Raw genomic sequence first — 26581 nt, 5'->3', positions numbered from 1 at the left:
GTGATCGCGGCCGTGGACCATGTGCAGCTGGCGGCCCCGCCGGGGTCGGAGGACGCGCTGCGGGCGTACTACGTCGACACCCTCGGGATGGTCGAGATCCCCAAGCCGCCGGTGCTGGCGGCGCGGGGCGGGTGCTGGTTCGGGGCGGGGGCCGTCCAGCTGCACCTGGGTATCGAGGCGGACTTCCGGCCCGCGAGGAAGGCGCACCCCGGGCTTCGGGTGGCCGACATCGAGGCGTATGCGGCCCGGCTGGAAGCCCGCGGGGCGTCTGTCACTTGGGACGACGACCTGCCGGGGCACCGGCGCTTCTACTCGGAGGATCCGGTGGGGAACCGGCTGGAGTTCCTGGAACCGGTGTTGAGGCGGTCCGGCCCAGGTGGGTGACGAGGATGTGGATCACTTCGTCGTCGATGACGTACAGGACGCGGTAGCCGCCGACGCGGAGGCGCCGGATGTCGACGCCGTAGGCGACGGAGTTGACGGGGCGAGGGGTCTCGGCGAGTGCGTCGACGGCCTCGTAGACCGCGGCCAGTCCGGCCGGGTCGTCCTTGAGGAACCGGACCGCGGTGCTCGTGGCGCTCGGCTCCCAGATGATGTGGTAGGTCACGGGCGCAGCCCCAAAATCCGGCCGACTTCCTCATGCGGGATGCCCTCGCCGAGCGTGCCCTCCGCCTTGCGCCGCTGATAGTCCGAGACGGCGAGTGCATCCTCAAGATCCTCTATTACCTGCGGCGAGACGAGCAGCGCGGCCACGTGCCCGTGGTCGGTGAGGGCGATGGTCTCGCGGCTGTGGGCCGCGCGGCGGACGAGGTCGCCGAGTTGGGAACGGGCTGCGCTGATCGCGATCTCAGTCATGGCTGAATTGTTGCACAAGATGTACTTACTGATCTATTGGTTCACGTTCTCCGGTGGTTCGTCGGACGCATGACCGATCGGAGTTTGTCCGGTGGTATCGCGGCTACCCGACCGGTGGCGCCGAGTGCCGAGTTCCTATCCGACCGGGAGTGATGAACCGTGGCAAAGGACGAGAAGGCCAAGGCCAAGAAGGAACAGGTCAAGGGCAAGACCAAGGAGACCGTGGGCCGTGCCGTCGGCAACGAGACCATGAAGGCGAAGGGGCAGGCCGAGAAGGCCAAGGGGGACGTGCGGCAGGCCAAGGAGAAGGCGAAGGACGCCTTCAAGCGCTGACGCCGGCGCCGGAAGCGATGAGGGCCCCTGCCGTCCGGCAGGGGCCCCTCTGTGTGCTCAGCTCTTCCGGTGGCCTATCAACCGCGGCTTCGCCTCCAGCCCGTCCAGCCCGTGCCACGCCAGGTTGACCAGGTGCGCCGCCACCTCCGCCTTCTTCGGGCGGCGGACGTCCAGCCACCACTGGCCGGTCAGGGCGACCATGCCGACCAGGGCCTGGGCGTAGAGGGGGGCGAGTTTGGCGTCGAAGCCGCGGCTCTTGAACTCGCGGCCCAGGATGTCCTCGACCTGGGTCGCGATGTCCGAGATCAGGGACGCGAAGGAACCTGTGGACTGGGGGATGGGGGAGTCGCGGACCAGGATGCGGAAGCCGTCCGTGTACTCCTCGATGTAGTCGAGGAGGGCGAAGGCCGCCTGTTCGCAGAGTTCGCGGGGGTGGCCGGCCGTCAGGGAGCTGGTCACCATGTCCAGCAAGCGGCGCATCTCGCGGTCCACGACCACCGCGTACAGGCCCTCCTTGCCGCCGAAGTGCTCGTACACCACCGGCTTGGAGACCCCGGCCTTCGCCGCGATCTCCTCCACCGACGTGGCCTCGAAACCTTTCGCCGCGAAGAGCGTGCGACCGACTTCCAGCAACTGGGCCCGGCGTTCGGCTCCCGTCATCCGGGTGCGGCGCGCGCGCCGGGGCTTCTCGTTGCTCGGGGTGCTGCTGGGATCGGTCGCCACGGCGTCAATCATGCCGCCTCCGCCGACTCCTTCCGGGGCCGAGAGCCTTCCGTTCCGGAGATACGGCGCGAATCGATACGCGAGCGTGACGGCCAGCGCACGTCATAGGCCCAGCCGAGCTGCTCGCACCAGCGGATGATCCGCGCCGAGGAGTCCAGCTGGCCGCGCATCACACCGTGCCGCGCGGACGTCGGGTCGGCATGGTGCAGGTTGTGCCAGGACTCGCCGCAGGACAGGATCGCCAGCCACCACACGTTGCCCGAGCGGTCACGCGACTTGAAGGGGCGCTTGCCGACCGCGTGGCAGATCGAGTTGATCGACCAGGTGACGTGGTGCAGCAGCGCCACCCGGACGAGCGAACCCCAGAAGAACGCCGTGAACGCGCCCCACCACGACATCGTCACCAGACCGCCGATCAGCGGCGGCAGCGCGAGCGACAGCACCGTCCAGAAGAGGAACTGGCGGGAGATCGCGCGGATCGTCCGGTCCTTGATCAGGTCCGGCGCGTACTTGTCCTGCGGGGTGCGCTCCTCGTCGAACATCCATGCGATGTGCGCCCACCACAGGCCCTTGAGCAGCGCGGGCACGGTCTCGCCGTAGCGCCACGGCGAATGCGGGTCGCCCTCCGCGTCCGAGAACTTGTGGTGCTTGCGGTGGTCGGCCACCCAGCGGACCAGCGGGCCCTCGACCGCCATGGACCCGGCGATGGCGATGGCGATCCGCAGCGGCCGCTTCGCCTTGAAGGAGCCGTGCGTGAAGTACCGGTGGTAGCCGATCGTCACGCCGTGGCAGCCCAGGTAGTAGAAGAACACCAGCAGGCCGAGATCCAGCCAGCTCACCCCGCCCCAGCTCCAGGCCAGCGGCACCGCCGCGACCAGCGCCAGGAAGGGGACGGTGATGAAGAGGAGGAGTGTCAGCTGTTCCAGCGACCCCTTCTTCTCGCCGCCGAGGGTGGCGGCGGGCAGCGGAGTGCCGTCGTCGTTCGCCCGCGGGGCGTCGTCGATCACATCGGAGCTCGTGGTCATGGGCGTCCCCTGTGGGGTTCGGAGGTGGAGGCGGAGCGTCGGACGGCGGGAACCGAGCATGAGTTCACCATGGACTTCCCTACGGTTCCGTAACCTACGGCGACGTAAGTATGGCAGTGCGTCGACCAGTGGACGAAGCCCGTGAGACCGCGCGTCAGAGTGGACACCTATCCTTGGTGTCGGTCGGACAGCGCGGTCCGCTCTGTTTTCTTCCCGGATGTCCGTCCCCTATGCGACAGCCGCCGCGGGACCGCCGTCCGGGTTCCCTCCAGACGAGCTTCAAACACTGCAAGGAGCCGCACCTGTGAGCAGTGCCGACGACCAGGCCACTACGACCAACAATGAGCTGCGCGCCGACATCCGGCGACTGGGCGACCTGCTGGGCGAGACCCTCGTCCGCCAGGAGGGCCCCGAACTGCTCGAACTGGTCGAGAAGGTCCGCCGCCTCACCCGGGAGGACGGCGAGGCCGCCGCCGAGCTGCTGCGCGGCACCGAGCTGGAGACCGCCGCCAAGCTGGTCCGCGCCTTCTCCACCTACTTCCACCTGGCCAACGTCACCGAGCAGGTGCACCGCGGCCGTGAGCTGCGCGCCCGGCGGGCCGCCGAGGGCGGTCTCCTGGCCCGCACGGCCGACCGCCTCAAGGACGCCGACCCCGACCACCTGCGCGAGACGGTCAAGAACCTCAACGTCCGCCCGGTCTTCACCGCACACCCCACCGAGGCCGCGCGCCGGTCGGTCCTCAACAAGCTCCGGCGCATCGCCACGCTCCTGGAGACCCCGGTCATCGAGTCCGACCGCCGCCGCTACGACACCCGGCTGGCCGAGAACATCGACCTGGTGTGGCAGACCGATGAGCTCAGGGTCGTACGGCCGGAGCCCGCCGACGAAGCCCGTAACGCCATCTACTACCTGGACGAGCTGCACGCGGGCGCGGTCGGTGACGTCCTCGAAGACCTCACCGCCGAGCTGGAGCGCGTCGGCGTCAAGCTGCCCGACGACACCCGCCCGCTCACCTTCGGCACCTGGATCGGCGGCGACCGCGACGGCAACCCGAACGTCACCCCCCAGGTCACCTGGGACGTCCTGATCCTCCAGCACGAGCACGGCATCAACGACGCCCTGGAGACGATCGACGAGCTCCGCGGCTTCCTCTCCAACTCCATCCGCTACACGGGCGCGACGGACGAGCTGCTGGAGTCCCTCCAGGCCGACCTGGAGCTGCTGCCCGGGATCAGCCCCCGCTACAAGCGGCTCAACGCCGAGGAGCCCTACCGGCTCAAGGCCACCTGCATCCGGCAGAAGCTGGAGAACACCAAGAGCCGCCTCGCCAAGGGCACCCCGCACCAGCCCGGCCGCGACTACCTCGGCACCGCCGAGCTGCTGCACGACCTCACCCTGATCCAGACCTCCCTGCGCGCCCACCGCGGCGGCCTCTTCGCCGACGGCCGCATGGACCGTACGATCCGCACGCTCGGCGCGTTCGGCCTCCAGCTCGCCACCATGGACGTACGCGAGCACGCGGACGCCCACCACCACGCGCTCGGCCAGCTCTTCGACCGGCTCGGCGAGGAGTCCTGGCGCTACTCGGACATGCCCCGCGAGTACCGCGCCAAGCTGCTCGCCAAGGAGCTGCGATCGCGCAGGCCCCTCGCGCCCACCCCGGCACCCGTCGACGCGGCCGGTGAGAAGACCCTCGGGGTGTTCGAGACGGTCAAGAAGGCGCTCGCCGTCTTCGGGCCCGAGGTCATCGAGTCGTACATCATCTCGATGTGCCAGGGCGCCGACGACGTGTTCGCCGCCGCCGTCCTCGCCCGCGAGGCCGGGCTGATCGACCTGCACGCCGGCTGGGCGAAGGTCGGCATCGTGCCGCTGCTGGAGACCACGGACGAGCTGAAGGCCGCCGACACCATCCTTGAGGACATGCTCTCGGACCCGTCCTACCGGCGCCTGGTCGCGCTGCGGGGCGATGTCCAGGAGGTCATGCTCGGCTACTCGGACTCGTCGAAGTTCGGTGGCATCACGACCAGCCAGTGGGAGATCCACCGGGCGCAGCGGCGGCTGCGTGACGTGGCGCACCGGTATGGGGTGCGGCTGCGGCTGTTCCACGGCCGTGGCGGCACGGTCGGCCGCGGTGGCGGCCCGTCCCACGACGCGATCCTCGCCCAGCCCTGGGGCACCCTGGAGGGCGAGATCAAGGTGACCGAGCAGGGCGAGGTCATCTCCGACAAGTACCTGGTGCCGTCGCTGGCCCGCGAGAACCTGGAACTGACGGTCGCCGCCACCCTCCAGGCCTCCGCCCTGCACACCTCGCCCCGCCAGTCCGACGAGGCGCTGGCCCGCTGGGACGCGGCCATGGACGTGGTCAGCGACGCCGCCCACGCCGCCTACCGCAGGCTGGTCGAGGACCCGGACCTTCCGACGTACTTCCTCGCCTCCACGCCCGTGGACCAGCTCGCCGATCTGCACCTGGGCTCGCGGCCCTCCCGCCGGCCCGGCTCGGGCGTCTCGCTCGACGGACTGCGCGCGATCCCGTGGGTGTTCGGCTGGACCCAGTCCCGGCAGATCGTGCCCGGCTGGTTCGGCGTGGGTTCAGGGTTGAAGGCGCTGCGCGAGGCGGGCCTCGACACCGTGCTCGACGAGATGCACGAGCAGTGGCACTTCTTCCGCAACTTCATCTCCAACGTCGAGATGACCCTCGCCAAGACGGATCTGCGGATCGCCCAGCACTACGTCGACACCCTCGTCCCCGACCACCTCAAGCACGTGTTCGACATCATCAGGGCCGAGCACGAACTGACCGTCGTCGAGGTGCTCCGCGTCACCGGTGAGGCCGAACTCCTCGACGCCACCCCGGTGTTGAAGCAGACCTTCACCATCCGCGACGCCTACCTCGACCCGATCTCGTACCTCCAGGTCGCCCTCCTCAAGCGCCAGCGCGACGAGGCGGCGGCCGGCGCCGAACCCGACCCGCTGCTGAGCCGCGCCCTCCTCCTCACCGTCAACGGTGTGGCGGCGGGCCTGCGCAACACCGGTTGAGCAAGACGCAAGTGGGTGCCCCCGAGCTGTCGTAGAAGCTCGGGGGCACCCGCCTTTTCAAGCGATCAGAGGGCGACGAACGCCGCCGTCAGCAGGGCGATCCCCGACCCGGCCAGTACCCACGCGGCCCGGGTCAGCCGCAGGCCGCCGGCGACCACCACCGAGGCCAGCAGGAGGGCGCCGCCGAGGGGGACCCAGGCGTAGAGGATGCCGGCGGGGCCGGAGCGCATGACCTCGTCGGTGCCGGGCTTCACGACCACCGCGTACGTCTGGCCCTTCTTCACCGCGACCGTGTGCTCGATGACGACCTCGGCGCGGGCCCTGGACCCCTCTGAGACCGGTGTGTACGGCCCGGTGCAGGTGTCGTCGCCGCACGCGGTGACCTCGATGGTGCCGCTCTCGCGGCCCTTGGTCAGCATCACGTTGTGGGCGGTGGGCCAGGAGCCCCACACCCCGGCGATCAGGATCAGCACGGCGACCGTGCCCATCGCCGCGAGCCGTCCGAAGTTCAGTGCGGCGAAGGCGCCGGGGGACGCGGAAGCGGCGGGAGACATGGCCGGGATCATTGGCCATACCCGCACGCCCGGTCAACTCCCGCCGCCGATAAGCCGGATAGGACGGATAGGCCCGATAAGCCGGGCAAGCCGGATGGCTCAGGAGTTGTACGCGCTCTGCGCCCGCTCCAGGCCCTCGCTCACCAGACACTCCACCGAGTCGGTGGCGCGGTCGACGAGGAAGTCCAGTTCCTTGCGCTCCGTGGACGAGAAGTCCTTCAGCACGAAGTCCGCCACCTGCATCCGGCCCGGCGGGCGCCCGATCCCGAACCGCACCCGGTGGTAGTCCGGGCCCATCGCCTTCGTCATCGACTTCAGCCCGTTGTGGCCGTTGTCGCCGCCGCCGAGCTTGAGACGGAGGGTGCCGTAGTCGATGTCCAGCTCGTCGTGGACCGCGACGATGTTCGCGACGGGCACCTTGTAGAAGTCGCGCAGCGCGTTGACCGGGCCGCCCGACAGGTTCATGTACGACATCGGCTTCACCAGCACGACCCGGCGGCTCGCCGGACCCGGTGCGCCGATGCGGCCCTCCAGGACCTGCGCCTGTGCCTTCCCGGCCCGCTTGAACTTGCCGCCGATCCGCTCCGCGAGCAGGTCGGCCACCATGAAGCCCACGTTGTGCCGGTTGGCGGCGTACTCGGGGCCCGGATTCCCGAGGCCCACGATCAGCCAGGGGGCATTCGCGTCGGTCGTCACGTCCACGTCTCCTTGCTGTGTTCTCCCGGGGCGGTCCCCCGGACCCCAGCAGCCAGCCGCTGCTCCCGGTGGGAACAGCGGCTGACAGCAGCGGTGAAGGTGAGGATCAGGCCTCGGTGGCCTCGGCCTCGCCGTCGGCGGGCGCCTCTTCCGCCTGGGCGGCCAGCACCTGGAGGACGACCGCGTCCTCGTCGATGGCCAGCGTGGTGCCCTTGGGCAGCGGGATGTCCTTGGCGGCGATGGAGGCACCGGCCTCCAGGCCCGCGATGGACACGGTGACCGACTCGGGGATGTGCGTGGCCTCGGCCTCGACGGTGATCGTGCTCAGCACGTGCTCCAGCAGGAAGGAGCCCGGGGCGAGCTCGCCCTCGGTGTGGACGTAGACCTCGACGGTGACCTTCTCGCCGCTCTTCACGGTGAGCAGGTCGACGTGCTCGAGGAAGCCCTTGATGGCGTCACGCTGGACGGCCTTCGGGATGGCGAGCTGGGTCTTGCCCTCGATGTCCAGGGTGAGCAGGACGTTCGGGGTACGCAGGGCGAGCTGCAGCTCGTGGCCCGGCAGCGTGACGTGCAGCGGGTCCACACCGTGGCCGTAGACCACGGCGGGAACCTTCTTGTCACGGCGGATACGGCGGGCGGCACCCTTGCCGAACTCGGTGCGGGTCTCGGCGGTGAGCTTGACGTCGGCCATGGTCACTCCTCGTAGAACAGACGGGGGAAGGTGGTCACCCGGCCGAACATCGGCCTGCTACGAAGAGCGCGTCGATAACGGACCGCCGTACCTGGATATCGGTACGGCCTCCCTCGCCGAGCAACTTGGGCAGCTTACTCGGCGGGGAGGCCGTACAAGAAATCGATCTACGACCGCGGGGGTCAGTGTTCGTCGAAGAGGCTCGTGACCGAGCCGTCCTCGAAGACCTCGCGGACCGCGCTGGCGATGGTCGGGGCGATCGACAGGACCGTGATCTTGTCGAGGTCGGCGCCGAGTTCACCCGGGGTGGGGAGGGTGTCGGTGAGGACGAACTCGCTGACGCGGGAGTTCTTCAGGCGGTCGGCGGCGGGGCCGGAGAGGACGCCGTGGGTGGCCGTCACGATGACGTCCTCGGCGCCGTGCGCGAACAGGGCGTCGGCGGCGGCGCAGATCGTGCCGCCGGTGTCGATCATGTCGTCGACCAGGACGCAGACGCGGCCCTTGACCTCGCCGACGACCTCGTGGACGGTGACCTGGTTCGCCACGTCCTTGTCGCGCCGCTTGTGCACGATCGCCAGGGGCGCGCCGAGGCGGTCGCACCAGCGGTCGGCGACGCGCACGCGGCCGGCGTCCGGGGAGACGACGGTCAGCTTGCTGCGGTCGACCTTGCCGCCCACGTAGTCCGCGAGAAGGGGGAGGGCGAAGAGGTGGTCCACCGGGCCGTCGAAGAAGCCCTGGATCTGGTCGGTGTGCAGGTCGACGGTGAGGATGCGGTGCGCGCCCGCCGTCTTCATCAGGTCCGCGATGAGGCGGGCCGAGATCGGCTCGCGACCGCGGTGTTTCTTGTCCTGCCGGGCGTAGCCGTAGAACGGCACGATCACCGTGATGGAGCGGGCCGAGGCGCGCTTCAGGGCGTCGATCATGATCAGCTGCTCCATGACCCACTGGTTGATCGGGGCCGTGTGGCTCTGGATCACGAAACAGTCCGCGCCGCGCACCGACTCCTCGAAGCGGACGTAGATCTCGCCGTTCGCGAAGTCGAAGGCCTTGGTCGGGACGACCCCGACACCCAGCTGGTGGGCGACCTCCTTGGCAAGCTCGGGGTGGGCGCGGCCGGAGAAGAACATCATCTTCTTCTCGCCGGTCGTCTTGATCCCGGTCACAGCACTGTCTCCTCAGAGGTCATTCAACTGGGTGTGCGTTTATCACGGTACGCCGTCCTGAACGCACCCGTTTCCGGTCAGTCTTCGTTCGCGTCCTGACGGGAAGCGGTTTCCGCAGCCTTCGCCGCCGCGCTTCCCGGACGCTTGCGGGCCACCCAGCCCTCGATATTCCGCTGCTGGCCACGGGCCACGGCCAGCGAACCGGGCGGTACGTCCTTCGTGATCACGGAGCCGGCGGCGGTGTATGCGCCGTCCCCGACCGTGACAGGTGCCACAAACATATTGTCCGACCCTGTACGGCAGTGCGACCCGACGGTGGTGTGATGTTTGGCCTGTCCGTCGTAGTTGACGAAGACGCTGGCGGCCCCGATATTGCTGTACTCGCCGATCGTCGCGTCCCCGACATAGGAGAGATGCGGGATCTTCGTCCCCTCCCCGATCGTCGCGTTCTTCGTCTCGACGTATGTCCCGATCTTGCCCTTCGCGCCCAGCCGGGTGCCGGGACGGAGATAGGCGTACGGCCCGACGCTCGCCCCCGGACCGATGTGCGAGCTGACGGCCACGGTGTTGTCGACGCGGGCGCCGGCCTCGACGACGGTGTCCGTCAGCCGGCTGTTGGGGCCGACCTCGGCGCCCTCGCCGATGTGCGTGGTGCCGTGCAACTGGGTGCCCGGCTGGACGGTCGCGTCCTGGCCGAAGGTGACGGTGACGTCGATCCAGGTCGTCGCCGGGTCGACGACGGTGACCCCGCCGAGCATGGCCTCGGTCAGCAGCCGGTCGTTGAGGATGCGGCGCGCCTCGGAGAGCTGCACGCGGTTGTTGATGCCGGCGATCTCGCGGTGGTCGCCCGCGACGGAGGCGCCGACCCGGTGCCCGGCCTCGCGCAGGATGCCGAGGACGTCGGTGAGGTACTCCTCGCCCTGGCTGTTGTCCGTCCGCACCTTCCCCAGCGCGTCGGCGAGCAACTGCCCGTCGAACGCGAAGACCCCGGAGTTGATCTCCCGGATCGCCCGCTGCGACTCGGAGGCGTCCTTGTGCTCGACGATCGCGGTCACCGCGCGGGAGGCGCCGTCGCGCACGATCCGCCCGTAACCGGTCGCGTCCGGCACCTCGGCGGTGAGCACGGTCACGGCGTTGCCGTCGGCGGCGTGGTCGGCGGTGAGTTCGCGCAGGGTCGCGCCGCGGAGCAGGGGGGTGTCGCCGCAGACGACGACAACGGTCCCGTCGACGTTGCCGAGTTCCTCCAGCGCCATCCGTACGGCGTGCCCCGTGCCGTTCTGCTCGGCCTGCACTGCGGTCCGTACCCCGGGGTCGGTCTCGCCGAGGTGGGCGGTCACCTTCTCGCGGGCGTGCCCCACGACGACGACCAGGTTCTCCGGCTCCAACTCGCGGGCGGCGGCCAGCACATGACCGACGAGGGTGCGGCCACAGATCTGGTGCAGGACCTTCGGTGTGGCCGACTTCATACGGGTGCCCTCACCCGCTGCGAGTACGACGACGGCTGCCGGGCGAATGGCGCTCACGGGTATGCCCTTCGGCTTCGGAATGCTGGGGGGTGGACATTCGCAGGATACCGGGGCGTTTCATGGGGGACATGAGAGTGGGCCCTGACAGTGCTGTCAGGGCCCGAAGTGGGTTGCTGGAAGAGGTTGTTGCTCCCCCGCCAGGACTCGAACCCGGACAAATGGCACCAAAAGCCACGGTGCTGCCAATTACACCACGGGGGATCAAACTCGTTTGAACCGGACATTTAGCCTGGTCGCCGAGTGGGCAATCAACACTATGCCGTACCCGATGCCCTCCGTGCGACGGTACTTCTCGCCGGTGATCGGTTTCGTCATTGTTCGATTACGCGCAGTGGTGTAGGCAACTCGTCGAAACTCGACGGAAAAGCGGGCCCCGGCGCCCGTAGGCTGGAGGCATGACCACGACGGGGGAAGAGCACACCACGGGCCGGGGAGGGCCGTGGTGGTGGACCAGGTGGCGTAGTGCGGTGCTGGACGTGGGGCTCGCCGCCGGCTCCGCGGCGGAGTGCGGGGCGGAGGGGATCCGGTTCGCGCACGACGCGGGGGTTCCGGCGGCCGTGGGTGTCGTGTTCGGCGTGCTGGCCGGGTCGACGTTGGTCGTGCGGCGGAAGTGGCCGATCGCCGTCGTACTGGTGTCCATAGCTATTACTCCGGCCCAGATGGGCTACCTGATGGGCATCGTCGGCCTCTACACCCTCGCCGCGTCCGAACTGCCGCGCCGGATCATCGGGTCGCTGGCCGGGATGTCCTTCCTCGGCATGCTGATCGTCATGTTCGTGCGGGTACGGCAGGACACGCAGCGCGGGACCACCTGGGAACTCGGCGACTGGTTCGTGCCGTTCGCCTCCATCACCACCGCGGTCGGGATGACCGCGCCGCCCGTGCTGCTCGGGATGTACGTGGGCGCCCGGCGCCGCCTGATGGAGAGCCTCAGGGAGCGCGCGGACAGCCTGGAGCGGGAGTTGCAGCTCCTCGCGGAGCGGGCCGAGGAGCGGGCCGAGTGGGCGCGGGGCGAGGAGCGGACCCGGATCGCGCGGGAGATGCACGACGTCGTGGCGCACCGGGTGAGCCTGATGGTCGTGCACGCGGCGGCCCTGCAGGCGGTCGCGCGCAAGGATCCGGAGAAGGCCGTCAAGAACGCCGCGCTCGTGGGGGACATGGGGCGGCAGGCGCTCACCGAGCTGCGGGAGATGCTCGGGGTGCTGCGGAGCGGGGACGGGACGGGTGCGCGGGAGCGGGCCGCCGTGCCGCTGGTCGCGGTGGGGGTGGCCGCCGCCGCGGCGGCCTCGCGGGTCGTGGACGACGAGGGCGGGGCCGAGGGGCCGTGTCTGTCGGACGTGGACGAGCTGCTCGGGCAGTCCTCGGCGGCCGGAATGGCCGTCGACCTGTCGGTGGAGGGCGAGACCCGGTCGTACGCGGCGGAGATCGAGCAGACCGCGTACCGGGTGGTGCAGGAGGCGTTGACGAACGTCCACAAGCACGCGGCCGGCGCGAAGACGCACGTACGGCTCGCGCACCGGGTGTCGGAGATCGCGATGCAGGTCGAGAACGAACCGCCGCCCGAGCCCGCGTCCGCCTCGGCGGCACGTCTGCCGTCCGGGGGCAACGGCCTGGTCGGCATGCGGGAGCGGGTCCTCGCGCTGGGCGGGGTGTTTGTTTCGGGGCCCACGGATGCGGGTGGGTTTCGGGTTTCGGCGGTTATTCCGGCGGCTTGAGGTGCGTGGTTCGCCGGTCCGTCGTGGTGGGTCGGTGCCGCGTCGGGGGGTGTCCGTCCTCGGAACGGCGCGGAATCGGTCACTCGAGAATGCGGTGGTGTTGACGCGCCAACCGCTGCGGGCGGACACCCCCCGACACGTCACCTTCGCGCCGTACGCGGGTGGCGGCAGCCCTGGGGTGGGCACCGGTCCCCTGGCCGTCCGCTCGGCTCAGTGGTGGAAGCCGGTTGCCGCCTGCTTGTCGCGGGTCAGCCCGCCGTGAGCCGAACCGGCTCTATGCCCGAGACGAGGGCGGTCAGGGCCTGGTCGATGTCGGGGCCCAAGTACCAGTCGCCGGTGTGGTCGAGGGAGTAGACGCGGCCCTCGGCATCGATGGCCAGCAGGGACTGGGTGTCGGGTTCCTCGCCGAGGGGGCTGACGTCGGTGTCCAGGGCGCGGCCCAGGTCGCCGAGGGTGCGGGCCATGTGCAGGCCGTGCAGCGGGTCCAGGTGCAGTGCGGCGGGGGCGATCTGGCGGCCGGGGCCGGTGGGTGCGATACGCAGGCCGCCGAACTCGGCCCAGGCCTCGACCGCCGCCGGGAACACGGCGTGCCGGTGGCCGGCGGGCGAGGTGTGTTCGCGCAGGGTGTCCGCCCAGATCTCGGCCTGCTTTATGTCCCAGTGGCCGGGCTGCCAGCCGGCGGCGCGCAGGGCGGCGTCCACAGGTACGGAGAAGCGCGTGGAGGAGTGGCGGTCGGCGTGCATCTGCCCTTCGATCGTCGGCGTCAGGGACGGTGGTGCTGAGGTGCGGTGGTGCTGATCCGTGCTGCGGGGGATGGGTGTCAGCCGTTCTCCGTCGCGGGGTCCACGACGCGGACGCCGAAGTGGGCGCTGAGGGCCGCGCAGGCCCGGCAGGGGGCGGCGAAGCTGCCGTGCAGGGGGTCGCCGTCCTCGCGGATGCGGCGGGCGGTGAGCTTGGCCTGCTTGAGGGTCTTGCGGGCCTCGCCGTTGGTCATCGGCTTGCGCGCGGCGCGCCTGCTGCGCTCGGCGTCGGCGGCGGCGATGTGGCGGGAGATGAGGATCGCCTCGGCGCAGCGGCCGGTGAACCGGTCGCGCTGGGCGCTGGTGAGGGTGTCCAGGAAGTCCTGCACGAGCGGGTGCAGGGCGGGTGGCTGGTCACCGCGGGCGGCGGTGCCGGTGAGGGTGGTCGCGCCGCGTACGGAGAGGGCGGCGGCGACGGTCGGAAGTATGCCGTCACGGCGGTGGCTGAGGACCGGCGCGTGCCGTCCCTCGGCGGCGCTCCAGCCGACCCTGGGGTCGCCCGAAGGCCCGGTGTGCCCCCCGGTGTGCGGTCCCGTCTGCGTCGCGTTCATGATCGTCATTCCCTCCCGAGCATCCCCCGGCGGGTCTCAGAGTGCCAAATGCCGTGGCTGGTGCGGAAGCTGGGGCGGTCCGACACGCCAGGGCTTCGGCGGGCTGTCACGGCGGGGTGACGGCAGGTCACGGAAGTGAAGGTCCGGTGAGGGGCGCCGACGACCGCTGCCGGTGACCCGTGCCGCCATACCGCATAGGCTGTCCGCACCGCGATCCACGCGGTCGACGCGTGGAGACAGTCGAACGAAGACGTCAAGAAGACGAGACAGTCGATACGGGGCACAGTGGGGCGAGTTGGACATTCGCCTGCTGTGAATCGTACTGAATGCCGCAGGGGGCAACCGCCATGACGACAGGTCGGCTCGGGCAACAAGCCGCGCCACCGAACGCGGCCTACGCCGGGCAGGTCGTGCACTTCCCGGACCCGGTCCGGGCGGCCCGTCACCCGAGAGGGGTGCGGATGGACGAGCGCGGCTACCCCGACTTCTCGCCGTACGCGCGCGCGGCCGCGGAGATCGCCGATCCCCCGGAGGGCTTCGGGGTCGACGAACTGCGCCTGACCGACTACGTGTCGGCGAACGCGGCACTGGCGGCGGCCGGGCACCAACTGTGGGACACCGTGCCCGCGGTCGCCACCCCGCACGGCTGGACCTGGCACCACGTGGTCGGCACCCGGCGCCTCGAACTCGTCCCCGTCGAGGTCAAGGCGCTGCTGCGCCACCACGGCGGGATCGCCACGGCGGCCGTCGACCACAACAAGCGCGGCACCCGCCCGCTCCAGGAGACCCGCCCCGCGCACTTCGGCCTGCCGAAGTCCTCGCTCGCGGTGACCGAGGCGCAGGTGCAGGGCGTCGAGGAGGACCTCGGCTACCGACTCCCGGGCGCCTACCGTTCGTTCCTCAAGGCGGCCGGCGGGAGCGCGCCCATCGGCACCGCGCTCGACGCCGAGCTGGGCCTCCTGATCGACCAGCCGTTCTTCACGGTCCGCGACGAGGCGGCCGTCAACGACCTCGTCTACGTCAACAAATGCCTGCGCGACCACCTCACCAAGGACTACCTGGCCGTCGGCTTCGTCCAGGGCGGCCTGCTCACGGTGAAGGTGAAGGGCCAGGCGCTCGGTTCGGTCTGGTTCTGCGCCTACGACGACGCCCGCGACGTCGACCCGTCCTGGGCGCCGGCCACCCGGGTGGAGCGGCTGCTGCTGCCCGCCGGGGGCGACTTCGACCAGTTCCTGGGCCGACTCGCGGGAAATCCGCCGGAGTTGGAGACGGTGGCGAACCTGATGGTGGACGGCGGGTTCGCACGATCGGTGCCGGTGCCTTCGACGGCCGCGGTGGGGGAGTGAGCGGAACGATGGTGACCTTCGCACAGGCGCAGGAGCGCGCCGAGGAATGGATCAACGGGGACGTGCCCGCGTACCAGCACCGCGAGGTGCGGGTGCGGGAGTTCGAACTCGGCTTCGTGGCCTGGGCCGAGGACCGCGCCGACGGCCCGCGCTCCGACGGCGGCGGGCAGCGGCTGGTACTCGCCCGCGACAGCGGCGAGGCCACGCTGTGGCCCGCGCTGCCGGTGGGCGAGGTCATCCGACGCTACGAGGAGGAGTACGGCCGCCCCGAGGAGGTCGCCGACGCGGTACCGGCGGCTCCCGCCCGGGTGGACCTCAACCAGACGTCGTTCCTGCTGAGTCCGCCGGAGTGGTTGCAGGAGGCGGCGGACAAGATCGGGATTCAGGATCGGCGGGGGGCGGGGGCCAGTTCCGGTGCGGGGGTTGGAACTCCGGCTGCGGGCGCGGGTGTTGGACCTTCGGGCTCGCCTCCGCCTTCGCCGTCGGGTCCGATGGTGGGTTCGCGTTCGGGTGCGCTGCCGGAGACTCAGGCCGGGGTGCCGGCCGCTTCCGCCTGGCCGGATGCCGGTGGGGGCGCCGAGACGCCGGGTGCGCCCGGTGTGCCGGCCGGGGCGACGCCGTGGGCGGGGACCGACACCAACGCGGACGCCGGCGAGGACCGTTCGGTACCGCTGCCCGCGACCGTGTTCGCACCGCCGCTGAGTGAGCGGCGCGAGGACGAGACCCCGGCCGACGCCGAGACCGCGTTGATGTCCAGCGGCAGCCAACTCCCGCCCACGGCAGTCGCACCGGCGCTGGGGGACGCCAACGCCCGTGGGGGAGCGGCGAGTTCGCGGGGACAGGGGGGCGGACCCGGCGGACCCGGCGGCTCCGGTGGCTCCGGTGGCTCCGGCGGTGCGCCGCCTCCGTCGTCGTACGGGTATCCGCAGGGGCCGGGTGCTCCGATTGGTCCCGGTACGCCGCCTCCCGGTGGTCCGCAGGGTGGGCCCGGGGCGGGTCCGTCTGCTTACGGGTACCCGCAGGGGGCGGGTGGCCCCGGTGCTCCGGGTGCTCCTGGCGCTCCCGGCGCGTCGCCCTCCGGTGGTCCGCAGGGTGGGCCCGGGGCCGACCCGTCGGCCTACGGGTATCCCCAGGGGCCGGGCGGTGCCGCCAACCTGCCGCACGCTCCTGGGAGTCCCGGTGCGCCGGGGCGGGCGCTCGCGCCCAACGCCGGGGACATCGCCGACGCGGCCACCAGCAAGGCGGCGCCTCCGCCGCGCCGGGCGCGGAGCGGTGGTTCGAACCCGCCGCCTCCGCCGGGTGCCCCGGGGACGCCGGGCGCGCGACCGGGCGCTGCGCCTGCCGGGCCGCCGCCTCCGCCGCCCGCGGGCGGGTATGTGCCGACGCAGATGGTTTCGGGGCTCGGTCCGGAGGGGCTGGCCGGTCCGGGTGCTCCGGGTGCGCCGGGTGCGCCGAATACTCCCGGGGGTCCGCCTCCGGGTGGGGTTCACCATGCCGCGACGATGTTCGCCGACCCCGGTCAGGGTGGGCCCGCGGGGCCGGGTGCCCCGCAGCCGCCGGGTGCTCCTGGCGCCCCCGGCACGCCACCGCCGCCGTACACCCCCGGTACCCCCGGCGCTTCCGCCTCCCAGGGCGGTGCTCCCGGTGCCGTGCATCACGCGGAGACGATGCTTGCCGGGCCTCCGGCGGGTGGACCCGGCGCTCCTCCGGCGCCCCAATTCCCGGGCGCGCCCGGTGCGTTGGGTGCCCCGGGTATGCCTCCGGGGGCTCCGCCGCAGCTGATGCCGCCGGGTGCCGTGCCGCCCGGCGCGATGCCGCCCCCGGGGCAGCAGGCGCCCGTGCCTCCCGGGCCCGGTCAGCCGTTCCCCGGTCAGCAGCAGCCCGCCTACGGCTATCCGCAGCAGGGGCAGCCGACCGTGGGACCGGGCTATCAGGCCGTGTTGCGGTACCGCGCGCCGGACGGTTCCGAGCAGCAGCTGATCCGGCGGTCCGCGCCGGGGACGCCGCACCCGGAGTGGCAGATCTTCCACGAGCTGCGCGGCATGAACATCCCGCCGGACCAAGTCCTCGAACTGCACACGGAGTTGGAGTCCTGCGAGCTGCCGGGCGCGTACTGCGCGCGGATGATCCGCGAACAGTGGCCCCAGGCCCGCATAGCCAGCATCGCGCCGTACGGCACGGATCACGCGAGCCGGCAGCAGGGGATGCGCGAACTCCTCGCCCACCAGGGCGAGTTGCACCAGGTGGCGGACGGACCGGCCCGACTCGCCCCGGTGCGGGCGCCGTTGCCGCCGGTGCAGCCGACGCCGCCGATCCCGCCGGAGGCGATCGCGCAGGAGCTGGCGGGCGCGTTCGGGCCGGGAGTGTTCCGGTTCGAGCAGGCGGCGGTGTCCCGGCAGGGTGTGCCGCCGGTCGTGGCGCACACGCTGGTCGCGGCAGGGCTGCCGATGGACATGGGCCCGTTCTTCTGGGCGCAGGCCCAACCGGGCCGCCCGGTACCGACGTTGGCCGAACTCGCGCAGGAGCGCGGGGTACGGCCGTCCGCCGACGCGGGCTCCTACCTCGTCATGGGCAGCGACTTCGGCAAGGCGATCTGCGTCCAGTACGGCACGGCGAACATCGTCGCGGTGCCCGTGGAGGCGGGGCCGGGCGGTGCTTCCGTACCGCCGCAGTTCGTGAACACGGGGCTGCCCGAGTTCGCGCGCTGTCTGGCGCTGCTCGGCCGGATGTGGCGACTGCGGTACGGGCTCAACCAGGAGCAGGCGGGCCGCTGGACCGTCGACTTCCAGGCACAGCTGGCCTCGCTGGACCCGGCGGCGCTCGGTTCGCCGGAGAGCTGGTGGTCGGTGCTGCTGGAGCAGATGTGGGACGGGCTGCTGTAGGAGCCGGTCGCTGAGCGAAGTGATAGGGGGCGGCCCCGGTCGGACGACCGGGGCCGCCCCCTATTGCGTGAGTGATGCCCGTGACCTGCACACGGAGTGTCGCGTTATGAACCCTTACGCCCGATACATCAGGATGTGCGCGAAATCATCATTTCGTGTCCGTCGGGTGGAGAGGGGTTCCAGGATGAGCAGCGCATCGGTGTCGCCACGTGGCTTCGTGGCAGTACGGGGGCGCGGCTACCGCCCCGCCCAGGTGGACGCGTACGAGGCGGCGCTGTCACGGCACCGGGACGCCGCGTGGGAGCGGGCCGCGCGGCTGACCGTACTGGCCAGGGACATGGAGGCGGAGGCCGAGCGGCTGCGGGAGACAGTGGCGCGGCTCGCCCCGCAGACGTACGAGACGCTCGGCGAGCGGGCGCGCCGGCTGTTCCAGCTGGGCGAGGAGGAGGCCGCCGCCGTACGGGAGTCCGCGCGGAGTTCGGCGCGCGAACAGGTCGCGCGGGCCGAGGCACGCGCCGCCGGCGTACTCCAAGAAGCACGGGAACAGGCGGACGCGCTCCGCGCGGAGGTGGAGGAACGCGCCCGGCAGCGGCTCCTCGTCGCCCGCGCCGAGGCCGACGACCTCCGGATCGGCGCCCGGCGCGAGGTGAAGGAGGGGCGCACGGAGGCGCTCGCCGCGTTGCGCGAGGTACGGCAGCGCACCGCCGGGATGCTGGGCGAGCAGGCCAGGGAGCACGCCGAGCGGTGGGCCGAGGCGGAGCGCTTCGCGGAGGAACGGCTGGCCGCGGTGGACGCGCGGTGCGCCGAGCGGGCGGCCCGTGCGGAGGCCGCGCTGGCCGAGGCTGAACAGGCTTACGCCGAGGCCGAGTTGTCGGACCGGCGCTGGCAGAAGGAGGCCGCGGAGCGGGCGGCCGAGGTGATCGCGGATGCACGGGTGCGGGCGGAGCTCATCGCTCGGGATACCGAACGGGTGCTGCGCGAGCACGGAGAGACGTGGGACGACGTGCAGGCGCATATGGATCACGTGCGGAGCAGTTTGACCGCGCTGACCGGGCGGGCGACGGCTGAGTGACGGGGGGCGCGGTTGTGGTCGTGCGCGGGCCGGTGGGGGCTTGTCGCGCCCACGCGGCGGAGCCGCATATCGACACTGCTCCGCGCCCCTGAGTGGGGACAGTTGCCCGGCGTTCCAAGTTACGGATGGTCTGCGCAGCACGGTGTCGGGTTGGGGACCTCGAACGGAGCCAGGGTGTTGCCCACCGCCGGGACCAAGGCCAGTACCAACTCGCCCCCGCGCCACTCGGGTCGTACGTGGTCCTGAGTGTGTACGGGTGTTGTGAGGGCCGGGGGCTCGCCCGACGTGGCGCCCACCACGATCACCCGGTCTATGGCCGACAGTGTGAGGAGGTCGGACAGGGGGATCGTCCCCGTGAGGCGTTCCGCGCCGGGGAACAGGACCGCCCGGCCCGAGCGACGGGCGGTGTGTTCGGCGGCTGCCTGGGCGGCGGCTTCCTGGTCGCCCTGGGGAGCCTCGGACTCCGTGAGGTGCCGCCAGGCGTCCGCTGCCGACGCGCCGTCCGGCAACTCCAGGGACACGGCCGTCCCCCGGCGCGCCTCCGTCCGGATCAGGTGGGTGCAGGCGACCGTCCCCGGCGGAAGCGCGAGGGTGGTCGTCAGGTCGCGGATCAGGTGGTCGGCCTCGCGGAGGGTCGTCGTGCCGGCGTCCACCCCGAGGACGGGGTGGACGCCGGACGGGTCGTAGGACGTGCTCATGCGGGGAGGACCCACATCGGGTTGGAGTAGAACCAGAGGTCCTTCCACGGGTCGGCGTCGCCGAGGACGTCCATCGCGGGGCCTACGGGGTCTACGGCCGCGCCGCCCACGCCCACGGCGGAGCGGTTGCCGTCGGTGCCGCGGAGGCGGACGTAGACCGGCTTGTCGAGGCGGCCGAGGGAGTACGTGAGACGGACGGTGCCGGTGGACTTGTCCACCTCGAAGGACTTGACGACCTTCGTCGCCGGGGTGGAGAACACGTCCTTGTCCTTGGCCGGGCCGCTCACATCGCCCTGGATGACGTCGACGCGGGCCAACGAGGGCTGGAACTGCGCCCAGTTGGGGCCGTTGGACAGGCTGATGCGGATGACCAGGTCGACCTGGGCGCCGCGGCGGACGTGCAGCGCCCCGCCGAGGGTGACCTCGCGGCCACCGGACGAGAGACGGGCGTCGAGGCCGCTGATCAGGCCGCCGTGGTCGACCCAGACGCGGCCCGCGCGGATGCCGTCCATGACCGCCTTGTACGAGAAGGAGGCCGCGCCGACGTGCGTGCGGGAGTACTGGCCGGGCCAGAAGTCGGTGTCGGTGAGGCTGATGCCGGTGCCGTAAACGGGGTCCTCGTAGCGGCCGTTGGCGTTGAAGTCGCCCCCCGGGCCGCGTACGGCGGTGTCCGCGTACACGTTGTGGGAGTCGGAGTTGGCGGTGATCCACCAGGGCTTGCCCTCGGCGAGGAGGCTGTCCCACAGGCCGCCCACCGTGGCCGTCATCCAGTCGAACCCGCCCCAGGTGCGGTAACTCTCCAGCGGGTAACCGGGGAAGGAGTCGGCGCTCGGGCTGCCGTCGTAGATGCCGCGTCCGCCGCCCGGGCCGTTCGGCTTCGGGATGCCGCCCGCCTGGTGACCGGGGGCGCCCTCCATGCCGACCGCGATCGAGGGCTGCGCGTCGCGCCAGCCGCGGATCTCGTGCGGGGAGTCGATGCCCTTGCGCGCCGGGTGGTTGGCGAGGAAGAGCGCGTCCTTGACCTTGCGGCGGCGGACCTGGTCGGCGAGGAAGTTGACGCCCGCGATGGCGAGGGCCTCGTTGGCGGGGGAGTTGCCGCTCGCGTTCTTCACGCTGCCGTCGAAGGAGTTCTCGAACTCCTTCAGTACGGCGACCTCGTTGGAGCCGGGGTGCACGAACACCGTGCCGTGCTCGGCGCCCGGGATGTTCCACTCCAGGCCCTGGAAGACGAGGGTGTCGTCGGTCTTGTCGCGGGCGTCGACGATGTCCGGATTGACCTTCTCCACACCGATCTTGGCGTGCGTGACGCTGCCGTGGTCGGTGATGACCATCCAGTCCAGGCCGTGCGCGTTGGCCTGGCGTACGTGGTCGATGACGCGGTACTTGGCGTCGCTGCTGTACTGCGTGTGGATGTGGTGGTCACCGGCCAGCCACAGGTAACCGCCGTTGCCCTTCGACGACTTGGCCGTGCTCTGCTGCACCGACGCGGCTGCCTCCCCCGCGCCGGCGAGCACGCTGCCCGCCGCGAGTCCAGCGCCCAGCAGTCCGGTTCGGCGCAGCATGCCCCGCCGCGACAGCTGACTGGGCGTCAACTCCTCGTCGGGGACAGAGGTGTCGAGGGCGGGCGGCAGCGAGGTGGCGTCCCCGTCCCCCTGGTGGTGATGGTGGTGGTGACCGTGGTCGCCGTGACTGTGGCCGTGGCTCATGTTCAACTCCCGCTGAAATGCAGGGACCTTCACGCTCGGACGTGCAGAGTCTGGAAAGGAGCGGTGAACAGCGGGAGTCGAGGTGGTGGTGTGGCAAAGAACGAGTCATGCACGGCTATGACACCGGTCATGCGGGTCTTTTCCGTCGGTCATCCTTCGCCCCCGCGTACTGGTCATCCTTCGCCCCTGCGTACCGCGCCCGCCAGGATCCAGCCCTCCATCGCCTCGTACCGCCTGCGCTGTTCCTCCTCCTTCTTCCGTCCCGAGGCGACCGTGCCGAGCCAGCCGCAGGCGAAGCCGAGCGGGATGGTGACGAGCCCGGTGGTCGTGAACGGGAACCAGTTGAAGTCGGCGCCCGGGAAGGCGGCGGCCGGCGAGCCGGAGACCAGATTGGTGCCCGGCATCAGCAGCAGCACGCCGAGCGTGCCGCCAATGAGCGTGCCGAGCAGGCCCGTTCGCGTGTAGCGGCGCCAGAAGAGGCTGTAGACGAGGGCGGGCGCTATGGCCGAGGCGCCCAGGCAGAAAGACAGGGTGACCAGGGGCTGCAGGCCCCGGTGCTGGACCAGCGTCGCCAGCACGATCGCCGGAACGCCCACCGCCAGCGCCGAGTAGCGGGCCAGCGTCATCTCCCGGCGGACCGGCATCTCCTCCACGCGGGCCGCGAAGACGTCGTGGGCAAGGGAGTTGGCGCAGGCGAGGATCATCCCGGCGACCGAGGCGAGCAGGGTCAGGAACACGGCCGTGGTGACGGCGGTGAACAGCAGAGTCTCCGCCGTCGACACGTCCGCCCCGAACACCGCCCGCGAGCCCAGCAGATACGCCGTGTTGCCCTGCGGGTCGGCCCGCGCGATCGCCGCCCGCCCGAGCAGCGCCGTGGCACCGAACCCGACCACCGTCACGATCACCACGAACAGCGCCACGCTCGACACCGCCCACGACATCGACCGCCGCACCTGCCGGGCGCTCGACGCGGTGTACATGCGCATCGTGATGTGCGGGAGGCAGGCGCCCCCGAGGACGACGGTCAACTGCGAACTGATCATGTCCAGCCGGGGACTCGGCCCGCCCGCGAACTCAAGTCCCGAGTGCAGAAAGGCCGTTCCGACCCCGCTCCGCCGCGCGGCCGTATCGAAGAACAGCCCCAAGTCCCAGTGAAAACGGTGCAGTACGAGTACGGCGATCACGGCCCCCGACCCGATCAGCATCACGATCTTCAGGATCTGGATGAGGGCGGTGCCCTTCATACCGCCGATCGCCGCGTAGCTGATCATCAGCATCCCCAGGCCGATGATGCAGCCGGTCTGCAGGGACTCGCCGGAGAACCCGAGGATGAACGCCAACAACTGCCCCGCGCCGGCGAGTTGGACCAGCATCAGCGGCATCAGCGCCGTGATGGTCACCGCGCACGTGACCATCCGCACGGCCCGCCCCGGCATCCTGCGGGCGAACGCGTCGCCCATCGTGAACCGCCCCGCGTTGCGCAGCGGTTCGGCCAGCAGGAACATCAGCAGCATCAGCGACAGCGCCGTGCTCAGCGCCAGCACCACCCCGTCGTAGCCGTACAGGGCGATCACCCCGCCCGTGCCCAGCACACTCGCCGCGGAGATGTAATCACCCGCTATGGCAAGGCCGTTGCGCAGTGGCGAGAGGGAGCCGTACCCCGTGTAGAACTCGTCGAGGTCGTCGCGGTCGGGCCCGGTCATCACGCACAGCAGGAGCGTGAGGGTGGCGACGGTGGTGAAGGCGACGAGCGACATGGTCTGCGACGCGGAGTCGCGGAACCCGGTCATCGTGCCGCCTCCCGTCTGGCGTCCAGTTCGGCCTGCTTGCGGATGCGGTCCGCGAGAGGGTCCACGCGCCGCCGGGCCGTGTGCTCGTAGAGCGCTATCGCCAGCCAGGTGACGGGCAGTTGGGCCAGCGCGAGCAGCAGCCCGGTGGGCACGCCTGCGACGACGGTGCTCGACATCAGCGGGGGCGCGAACGCGGACAGGGTCAGGAACAGGCAGAAGTAGCCGAGTGCGGTGAGCGACGCCACGCGCCGCTGCCGCCGGTACGCACCGCGCAGGACGCGCAGATCACGGTGGTTGCCGAGGGCGGGACGACGGGGCGGACGGCGGCGTTCGGGTGGGGGCGGGGGTGGCTGCCAGGGGTAGGTGAGGCGGGGCGGGGACGGGTCGTGCGGGGCGTGCGAACTACGAGGGGGGTACGGGTCGTACGGGTCGTGCGGGGCGGATGAATCATGCGGAGGGTACGGGTCGTAGGACATCCCGTGCTCCTTGCGTGGCTCGGGTCCGTGGCGGCGGACCGCAGGGAGTTGGGCGGAGCGGGTCACGTATGTTACTCGCCGGTTGGGGGGTGTGGGTGCTTTTCGCCGAACTGGGCGGTTGGTATGCGCTTGCGGTGTCAACGGGGGGCTGACCTCGGGTGTTGGCCGGGAGACGCGGACCCCCACCGCGCGGTCCGCCGGATCGCGCACCTGATCGTCGCGGCGACCCGAGACTCCCCCGGTGGCGACCGTGATCCGCACGGTCGAGCGAAGTGATCACCCGATCGTGAGTTCCGCCTCTTCCGTGCCTGATCTGTCGCGATCCTGACAGGAGGGCGGGTGACCGGCGCCGCCCGGACGCACTGTGGGTGGGGAGCGGTATGACGCGAGCGGCGGAACGACAAGACGGCCGGTACGAAGGCCTGGACGAGCGGGCGGTCCTGCTGGCGGCCGGTCTGGCCGAGCTGGCGGTGACCACGGTGGGGTCGGCCGTGGGTTCGGCATGGGGGGCGTTACGGGGGCTGCTGCGCCGTTCGGACGCCGCGGAGCTGGCGGCGGACGTCGAGCGGGATCTGACGGCGCGCGGGCGTCTGGTGCTGGACCGGTACACGGCCCTGCCTCCGGCGCATCTGGAGACCCTCGCCCGGCACGCCCTCGCCCGGCAGGCCGCCACCGATGACGTCTGACCGGTGGGAGCCGGCCGTCTTCAAGGACCGCGTGGACCGGGTGCTCCAGCGGTTCGTGGCGGAGGAGGCCCAGCGGTTCGCGGAGATCGACCCGGTGCTGGGGCCGGTCGCCGGGCAGCTGGAGGCCGCGGTCGCGGACGGCAAGCGGCTGCGGGCGGCGTTCTGTTACTGGGGCTGGCGCGCGGTGGGGCAGCCCGACAGCGACGCGCTGGTGCGGGCGGCGGCCTCGATGGAGCTGGTGCATGCCGCAGCCGTCGTACACGACGATCTCATCGACGACAGCCCGCTCCGGCACGGGCGGCCCACCGCGCACATCGCGCTGCGCGGTGCCGTACGCCGCCGTCCGCGGGCCGTCGCGGCGGCCAGGTCCCTCGCCATGCTGGTGGGAGACCTGCTGATGGGCATGGCCGGGCAGCTGTTCACCACCAGCGGTCTGCCGGCGGCCTATCTCGCCCGTGCCCGACCGCTGTGGTCGGTGCTGGCAAGGGAGTTGATCGCGGGCGAGTGCCTGGAGATCCTGCGGACCGGGACCGAGCCGGACACCGCCGCGTCCCTGAAGGTGATCCGCTACAAGACCGCCAAGTACACGGTGGAACAACCCCTGTTGATCGGTGGCGCCCTCGCCGGGGCCGGCGGACGGCTGCGCGAGGGCTACTCGGCGTACGGGCTGCCGCTGGGCGAGGCGTTCCAGTTGCGGGACGACGTCCTCGGACTGTTCGGGAACCAGGAACACACCGGCAAGGCCAACGCCGACGACCTGCGCGGCCACCGCCCCACGGCCCTCCTGGCCGAGACCTGGCGGGTAGCCGGTGCCGAGGACCGGGAGCAACTGCGGGCCCTGCTGGGCCGCCGCGACCCGGACGGGGCGGGACTGCACGCGGTGCGTGAGGTGATGCGCCGGCTGAAGGCGCCAGACCGCGTCGAGGGCATGATCACCGCCCGGGTGGAGGAGGCGCTCGACGCTCTCCACGAGCTGGATGTTCCCGCCCCCGCCGAAGCAGCGCTGGTCGCGCTGGCGCACACGGCGGCGGTCCGCCACTCCTGACCCGTGAACGCCCTGACCCGTGAACGACGAGGAGCCCCCTGTGACGTACACCGAGACATCGATGGACGGCCTGCGCGAAGCCGGTGACGAACTCGCCGACGCCACCGTCGCCGCCCTGTTCGACCGCGGGGAGGTGGGCCAGTTCAACACCCTCATGCGCTACGTCTCCGTCGCGGGCGCCCCGCTGCCGGACAGCCTGCCCGATGTGGCCCGGGACTACCTCAACGCCACGAGCGCGCCGCCGAGTTGGGTCGACTGGAGCGAGATGGAGAAGGCCCGGCTGTTCTTCATCGACAACAACGTGCACATCTCCACCGCCCTGTCCTTCGCCTCCATGCCCGCCTGCTACGTCGTCCCTCCCGTGGCGAAGCTCCTGTCGGCCGCCCACGGACTGAAGTACCCCTCCAAACGGATGGCGGAGACGGGCCAGTTCACCGTCTACCTGATGCGGCCCGACGCCTTCGAGGCCGGCAGCCGCTTCATCCCCGCCGCACAGAAGGTCCGCCTCCTGCACGCCTCGATCCGCCACCACCTGGCCCGCGAAAACCGTTGGGACGCGGGAGAGTTGGGGACACCGATCTGCCAGGAGGACATGATCGGCGGGCAGATGTTCTTCTCGCTGCTCGTGCTGGACAGCCTGCACCGCCTTGGCATCCACATGTCGACGGAGGGCGCGGAGGCCTACTACTACGCCTGGCGCGTGGTCGGCGCCATGCTCGGCGTCGACCAGGACGCCGTCCCCAAGTCGCTTGAGGAGGCACGCCAGTTCCTCGACCTGTACATGGTCCGGCACATGGGGCCGTCCGAGGAGGGCGCGCTACTGACCCGCCAACTCATCGACCTCTACGAGGAGGTCGTGCCCGGCACCTTCTTCGACCCGATCGTCTCCGCCCTCATCCGCCATCTCGTCGGCGACACCTGCGCAGACTGGCTCCAGGTGCCGCGCACGCCGTGGGACACCGTCGTCAAGTCCGTGCCACACCTCCTCGGCGTCCTGGAGACCATCGAGGACCACTCCCCGCTCGGCGCCTGGGCCCTGGACCGCCTCGGCCACCTCACCAGCGTCCTGGAACTGTCCTCCCTCACCCGCGGACGCGTCATGCACTACGCCATCCCCGAACAGCTCAAGAAGGACTACGGCGTCTCCAACACGGTTACCCGGAAGGGCCGTTGGACCCCACCCGCCGCCACGGTCTCCTGAGCCGTGCCGG

General features: G+C 71.1%; 24 protein-coding genes, 1 tRNA gene and 1 pseudogene. 10 read left to right on the top strand and 16 right to left on the bottom strand.

The window, feature by feature from the left end; genetic code table 11:
- On the top strand, window positions 1–384 hold the full coding sequence (locus tag OH768_RS21315) for a VOC family protein (protein WP_406455877.1): 384 nt from the start codon (window positions 1–3) through the stop codon (window positions 382–384).
- On the opposite strand, the pseudogene OH768_RS21310 reads toward OH768_RS21315, so the two are convergent.
- Window positions 362–607 (bottom strand): annotated as a pseudogene (locus OH768_RS21310) (type II toxin-antitoxin system RelE/ParE family toxin); the annotation flags it as partial. The gene OH768_RS21315 and the pseudogene OH768_RS21310 sit on opposite strands and share 23 nt — an antisense overlap.
- Window positions 604–855: a type II toxin-antitoxin system Phd/YefM family antitoxin gene (locus OH768_RS21305; protein WP_406455875.1), complete on the bottom strand. Its 252-nt coding sequence runs from the start codon at window positions 853–855 to the stop codon at window positions 604–606. The gene OH768_RS21305 and the pseudogene OH768_RS21310, both read right to left, overlap by 4 nt.
- A gap of 159 nt (window positions 856–1014) precedes the next feature.
- Here OH768_RS21305 and OH768_RS21300 point away from each other — a divergent pair, with 159 nt between their 5' ends.
- Window positions 1015–1188, top strand: coding sequence for a CsbD family protein (locus OH768_RS21300; RefSeq protein WP_406455873.1), 174 nt, complete (start codon window positions 1015–1017; stop codon window positions 1186–1188).
- A 57-nt stretch (window positions 1189–1245) separates the two neighbouring features.
- On the opposite strand, the gene OH768_RS21295 is transcribed toward OH768_RS21300, so the two are convergent.
- Window positions 1246–1923: a TetR/AcrR family transcriptional regulator gene (locus OH768_RS21295; RefSeq protein WP_019066628.1), complete on the bottom strand. Its 678-nt coding sequence runs from the start codon at window positions 1921–1923 to the stop codon at window positions 1246–1248.
- Window positions 1920–2936, bottom strand: coding sequence for an acyl-CoA desaturase (locus OH768_RS21290; protein ID WP_406455871.1), 1017 nt, complete (start codon window positions 2934–2936; stop codon window positions 1920–1922). Before OH768_RS21290 ends, OH768_RS21295 begins: the two co-directional genes overlap by 4 nt.
- Before the next feature lie 304 nt (window positions 2937–3240).
- Here OH768_RS21290 and ppc point away from each other — a divergent pair, with 304 nt between their 5' ends.
- On the top strand, window positions 3241–5973 hold the full coding sequence (gene ppc, locus OH768_RS21285; protein ID WP_406455869.1) for a phosphoenolpyruvate carboxylase: 2733 nt from the start codon (window positions 3241–3243) through the stop codon (window positions 5971–5973).
- Window positions 5974–6038: 65 nt separating this feature from the next.
- Here ppc and OH768_RS21280 read toward each other — a convergent pair whose 3' ends face one another.
- From OH768_RS21280 to OH768_RS21255, 6 genes are all read right to left on the bottom strand, one after another.
- Window positions 6039–6539: a hypothetical protein gene (locus OH768_RS21280; protein ID WP_406465384.1), complete on the bottom strand. Its 501-nt coding sequence runs from the start codon at window positions 6537–6539 to the stop codon at window positions 6039–6041.
- 87 nt (window positions 6540–6626) lie between these two features.
- Window positions 6627–7229 carry an aminoacyl-tRNA hydrolase gene (gene pth / locus OH768_RS21275; protein ID WP_359607297.1) on the bottom strand — a complete coding sequence of 201 codons (603 nt, stop codon included), beginning with the start codon at window positions 7227–7229 and terminating at the stop codon, window positions 6627–6629.
- Window positions 7230–7329: 100 nt separating this feature from the next.
- Entirely contained in the window at window positions 7330–7914 is a 585-nt protein-coding gene (locus OH768_RS21270) for a 50S ribosomal protein L25/general stress protein Ctc (RefSeq protein ID WP_359607299.1), read from the bottom strand.
- A 182-nt stretch (window positions 7915–8096) separates the two neighbouring features.
- Window positions 8097–9077 carry a ribose-phosphate diphosphokinase gene (locus OH768_RS21265; protein WP_359607301.1) on the bottom strand — a complete coding sequence of 327 codons (981 nt, stop codon included), beginning with the start codon at window positions 9075–9077 and terminating at the stop codon, window positions 8097–8099.
- 77 nt (window positions 9078–9154) lie between these two features.
- Window positions 9155–10600, bottom strand: coding sequence for a bifunctional UDP-N-acetylglucosamine diphosphorylase/glucosamine-1-phosphate N-acetyltransferase GlmU (gene glmU, locus OH768_RS21260; protein ID WP_406455866.1), 1446 nt, complete (start codon window positions 10598–10600; stop codon window positions 9155–9157).
- A 132-nt stretch (window positions 10601–10732) separates the two neighbouring features.
- Window positions 10733–10804: transfer RNA gene (locus OH768_RS21255), tRNA-Gln, on the bottom strand.
- 194 nt (window positions 10805–10998) lie between these two features.
- Here OH768_RS21255 and OH768_RS21250 point away from each other — a divergent pair.
- Window positions 10999–12318 (top strand): sensor histidine kinase, encoded by a 1320-nt coding sequence (locus OH768_RS21250; RefSeq protein ID WP_406455864.1) that lies wholly within the window; start codon window positions 10999–11001, stop codon window positions 12316–12318.
- A 248-nt stretch (window positions 12319–12566) separates the two neighbouring features.
- Here OH768_RS21250 and OH768_RS21245 read toward each other — a convergent pair whose 3' ends face one another.
- Both OH768_RS21245 and OH768_RS21240 read right to left on the bottom strand, forming a co-directional pair.
- Complete coding sequence (locus OH768_RS21245; protein WP_406455862.1) at window positions 12567–13061, bottom strand: SUKH-3 domain-containing protein; 495 nt, start codon at window positions 13059–13061, stop codon at window positions 12567–12569.
- A gap of 77 nt (window positions 13062–13138) precedes the next feature.
- A complete protein-coding gene (locus OH768_RS21240; protein WP_406455860.1) occupies window positions 13139–13678 on the bottom strand; it encodes a YwqJ-related putative deaminase in 540 nt (179 codons plus the stop codon).
- Window positions 13679–14016: 338 nt separating this feature from the next.
- On the opposite strand from OH768_RS21240, the gene OH768_RS21235 reads away from it, so the two are divergent.
- From OH768_RS21235 to OH768_RS21225, 3 genes are all read left to right on the top strand, one after another.
- Window positions 14017–15015, top strand: coding sequence for an SMI1/KNR4 family protein (locus OH768_RS21235; protein ID WP_406455858.1), 999 nt, complete (start codon window positions 14017–14019; stop codon window positions 15013–15015).
- A gap of 8 nt (window positions 15016–15023) precedes the next feature.
- The gene (locus OH768_RS21230) at window positions 15024–17897 is read left to right on the top strand and encodes an SUKH-4 family immunity protein (protein WP_406455856.1); all 2874 of its coding nucleotides are present in this window, start codon (window positions 15024–15026) and stop codon (window positions 17895–17897) included.
- Window positions 17898–18081: 184 nt separating this feature from the next.
- The gene (locus tag OH768_RS21225; protein ID WP_406455854.1) at window positions 18082–18969 is read left to right on the top strand and encodes a DivIVA domain-containing protein; all 888 of its coding nucleotides are present in this window, start codon (window positions 18082–18084) and stop codon (window positions 18967–18969) included.
- 119 nt (window positions 18970–19088) lie between these two features.
- Here OH768_RS21225 and OH768_RS21220 read toward each other — a convergent pair whose 3' ends face one another.
- The 4 genes from OH768_RS21220 to OH768_RS21205 all read right to left on the bottom strand — a co-directional run bounded on the left by OH768_RS21220 (window position 19089) and on the right by OH768_RS21205 (window position 23639).
- Complete coding sequence (locus tag OH768_RS21220) at window positions 19089–19667, bottom strand: hypothetical protein (RefSeq protein WP_406455852.1); 579 nt, start codon at window positions 19665–19667, stop codon at window positions 19089–19091.
- Window positions 19664–21373 (bottom strand): PHP domain-containing protein, encoded by a 1710-nt coding sequence (locus OH768_RS21215; protein WP_406455850.1) that lies wholly within the window; start codon window positions 21371–21373, stop codon window positions 19664–19666. The genes OH768_RS21220 and OH768_RS21215 overlap by 4 nt, the downstream gene beginning before the upstream one ends.
- A 173-nt stretch (window positions 21374–21546) precedes the next feature.
- Window positions 21547–23163, bottom strand: a complete 1617-nt coding sequence (locus OH768_RS21210; protein ID WP_406455848.1) for a cation acetate symporter — start codon at window positions 23161–23163, stop codon at window positions 21547–21549.
- Window positions 23160–23639, bottom strand: a complete 480-nt coding sequence (locus OH768_RS21205) for a DUF485 domain-containing protein (protein ID WP_406455846.1) — start codon at window positions 23637–23639, stop codon at window positions 23160–23162. Before OH768_RS21205 ends, OH768_RS21210 begins: the two co-directional genes overlap by 4 nt.
- Before the next feature lie 380 nt (window positions 23640–24019).
- Between OH768_RS21205 and OH768_RS21200 the strand changes: the two genes are divergently transcribed.
- The 3 genes from OH768_RS21200 to OH768_RS21190 are packed head-to-tail and all read left to right on the top strand — an operon-like array spanning window position 24020 to window position 26571.
- Window positions 24020–24325, top strand: coding sequence for a polyprenyl synthetase (locus OH768_RS21200; protein WP_406455844.1), 306 nt, complete (start codon window positions 24020–24022; stop codon window positions 24323–24325).
- Window positions 24315–25370, top strand: a complete 1056-nt coding sequence (locus tag OH768_RS21195; protein ID WP_406455842.1) for a polyprenyl synthetase family protein — start codon at window positions 24315–24317, stop codon at window positions 25368–25370. Before OH768_RS21200 ends, OH768_RS21195 begins: the two co-directional genes overlap by 11 nt.
- A gap of 40 nt (window positions 25371–25410) precedes the next feature.
- Window positions 25411–26571: an oxygenase MpaB family protein gene (locus tag OH768_RS21190; RefSeq protein WP_406455840.1), complete on the top strand. Its 1161-nt coding sequence runs from the start codon at window positions 25411–25413 to the stop codon at window positions 26569–26571.
- Window positions 26572–26581: the final 10 nt, after the last annotated feature.

The sequence above is a fragment of the Streptomyces sp. NBC_01622 genome (assembly GCF_045209635.1).
Classification (GTDB): Bacteria; Actinomycetota; Actinomycetes; order Streptomycetales; family Streptomycetaceae; genus Streptomyces.
Note: the sequence above shows the minus strand (reverse complement) of the source record. Positions and strands in the feature narration are given on the sequence as shown.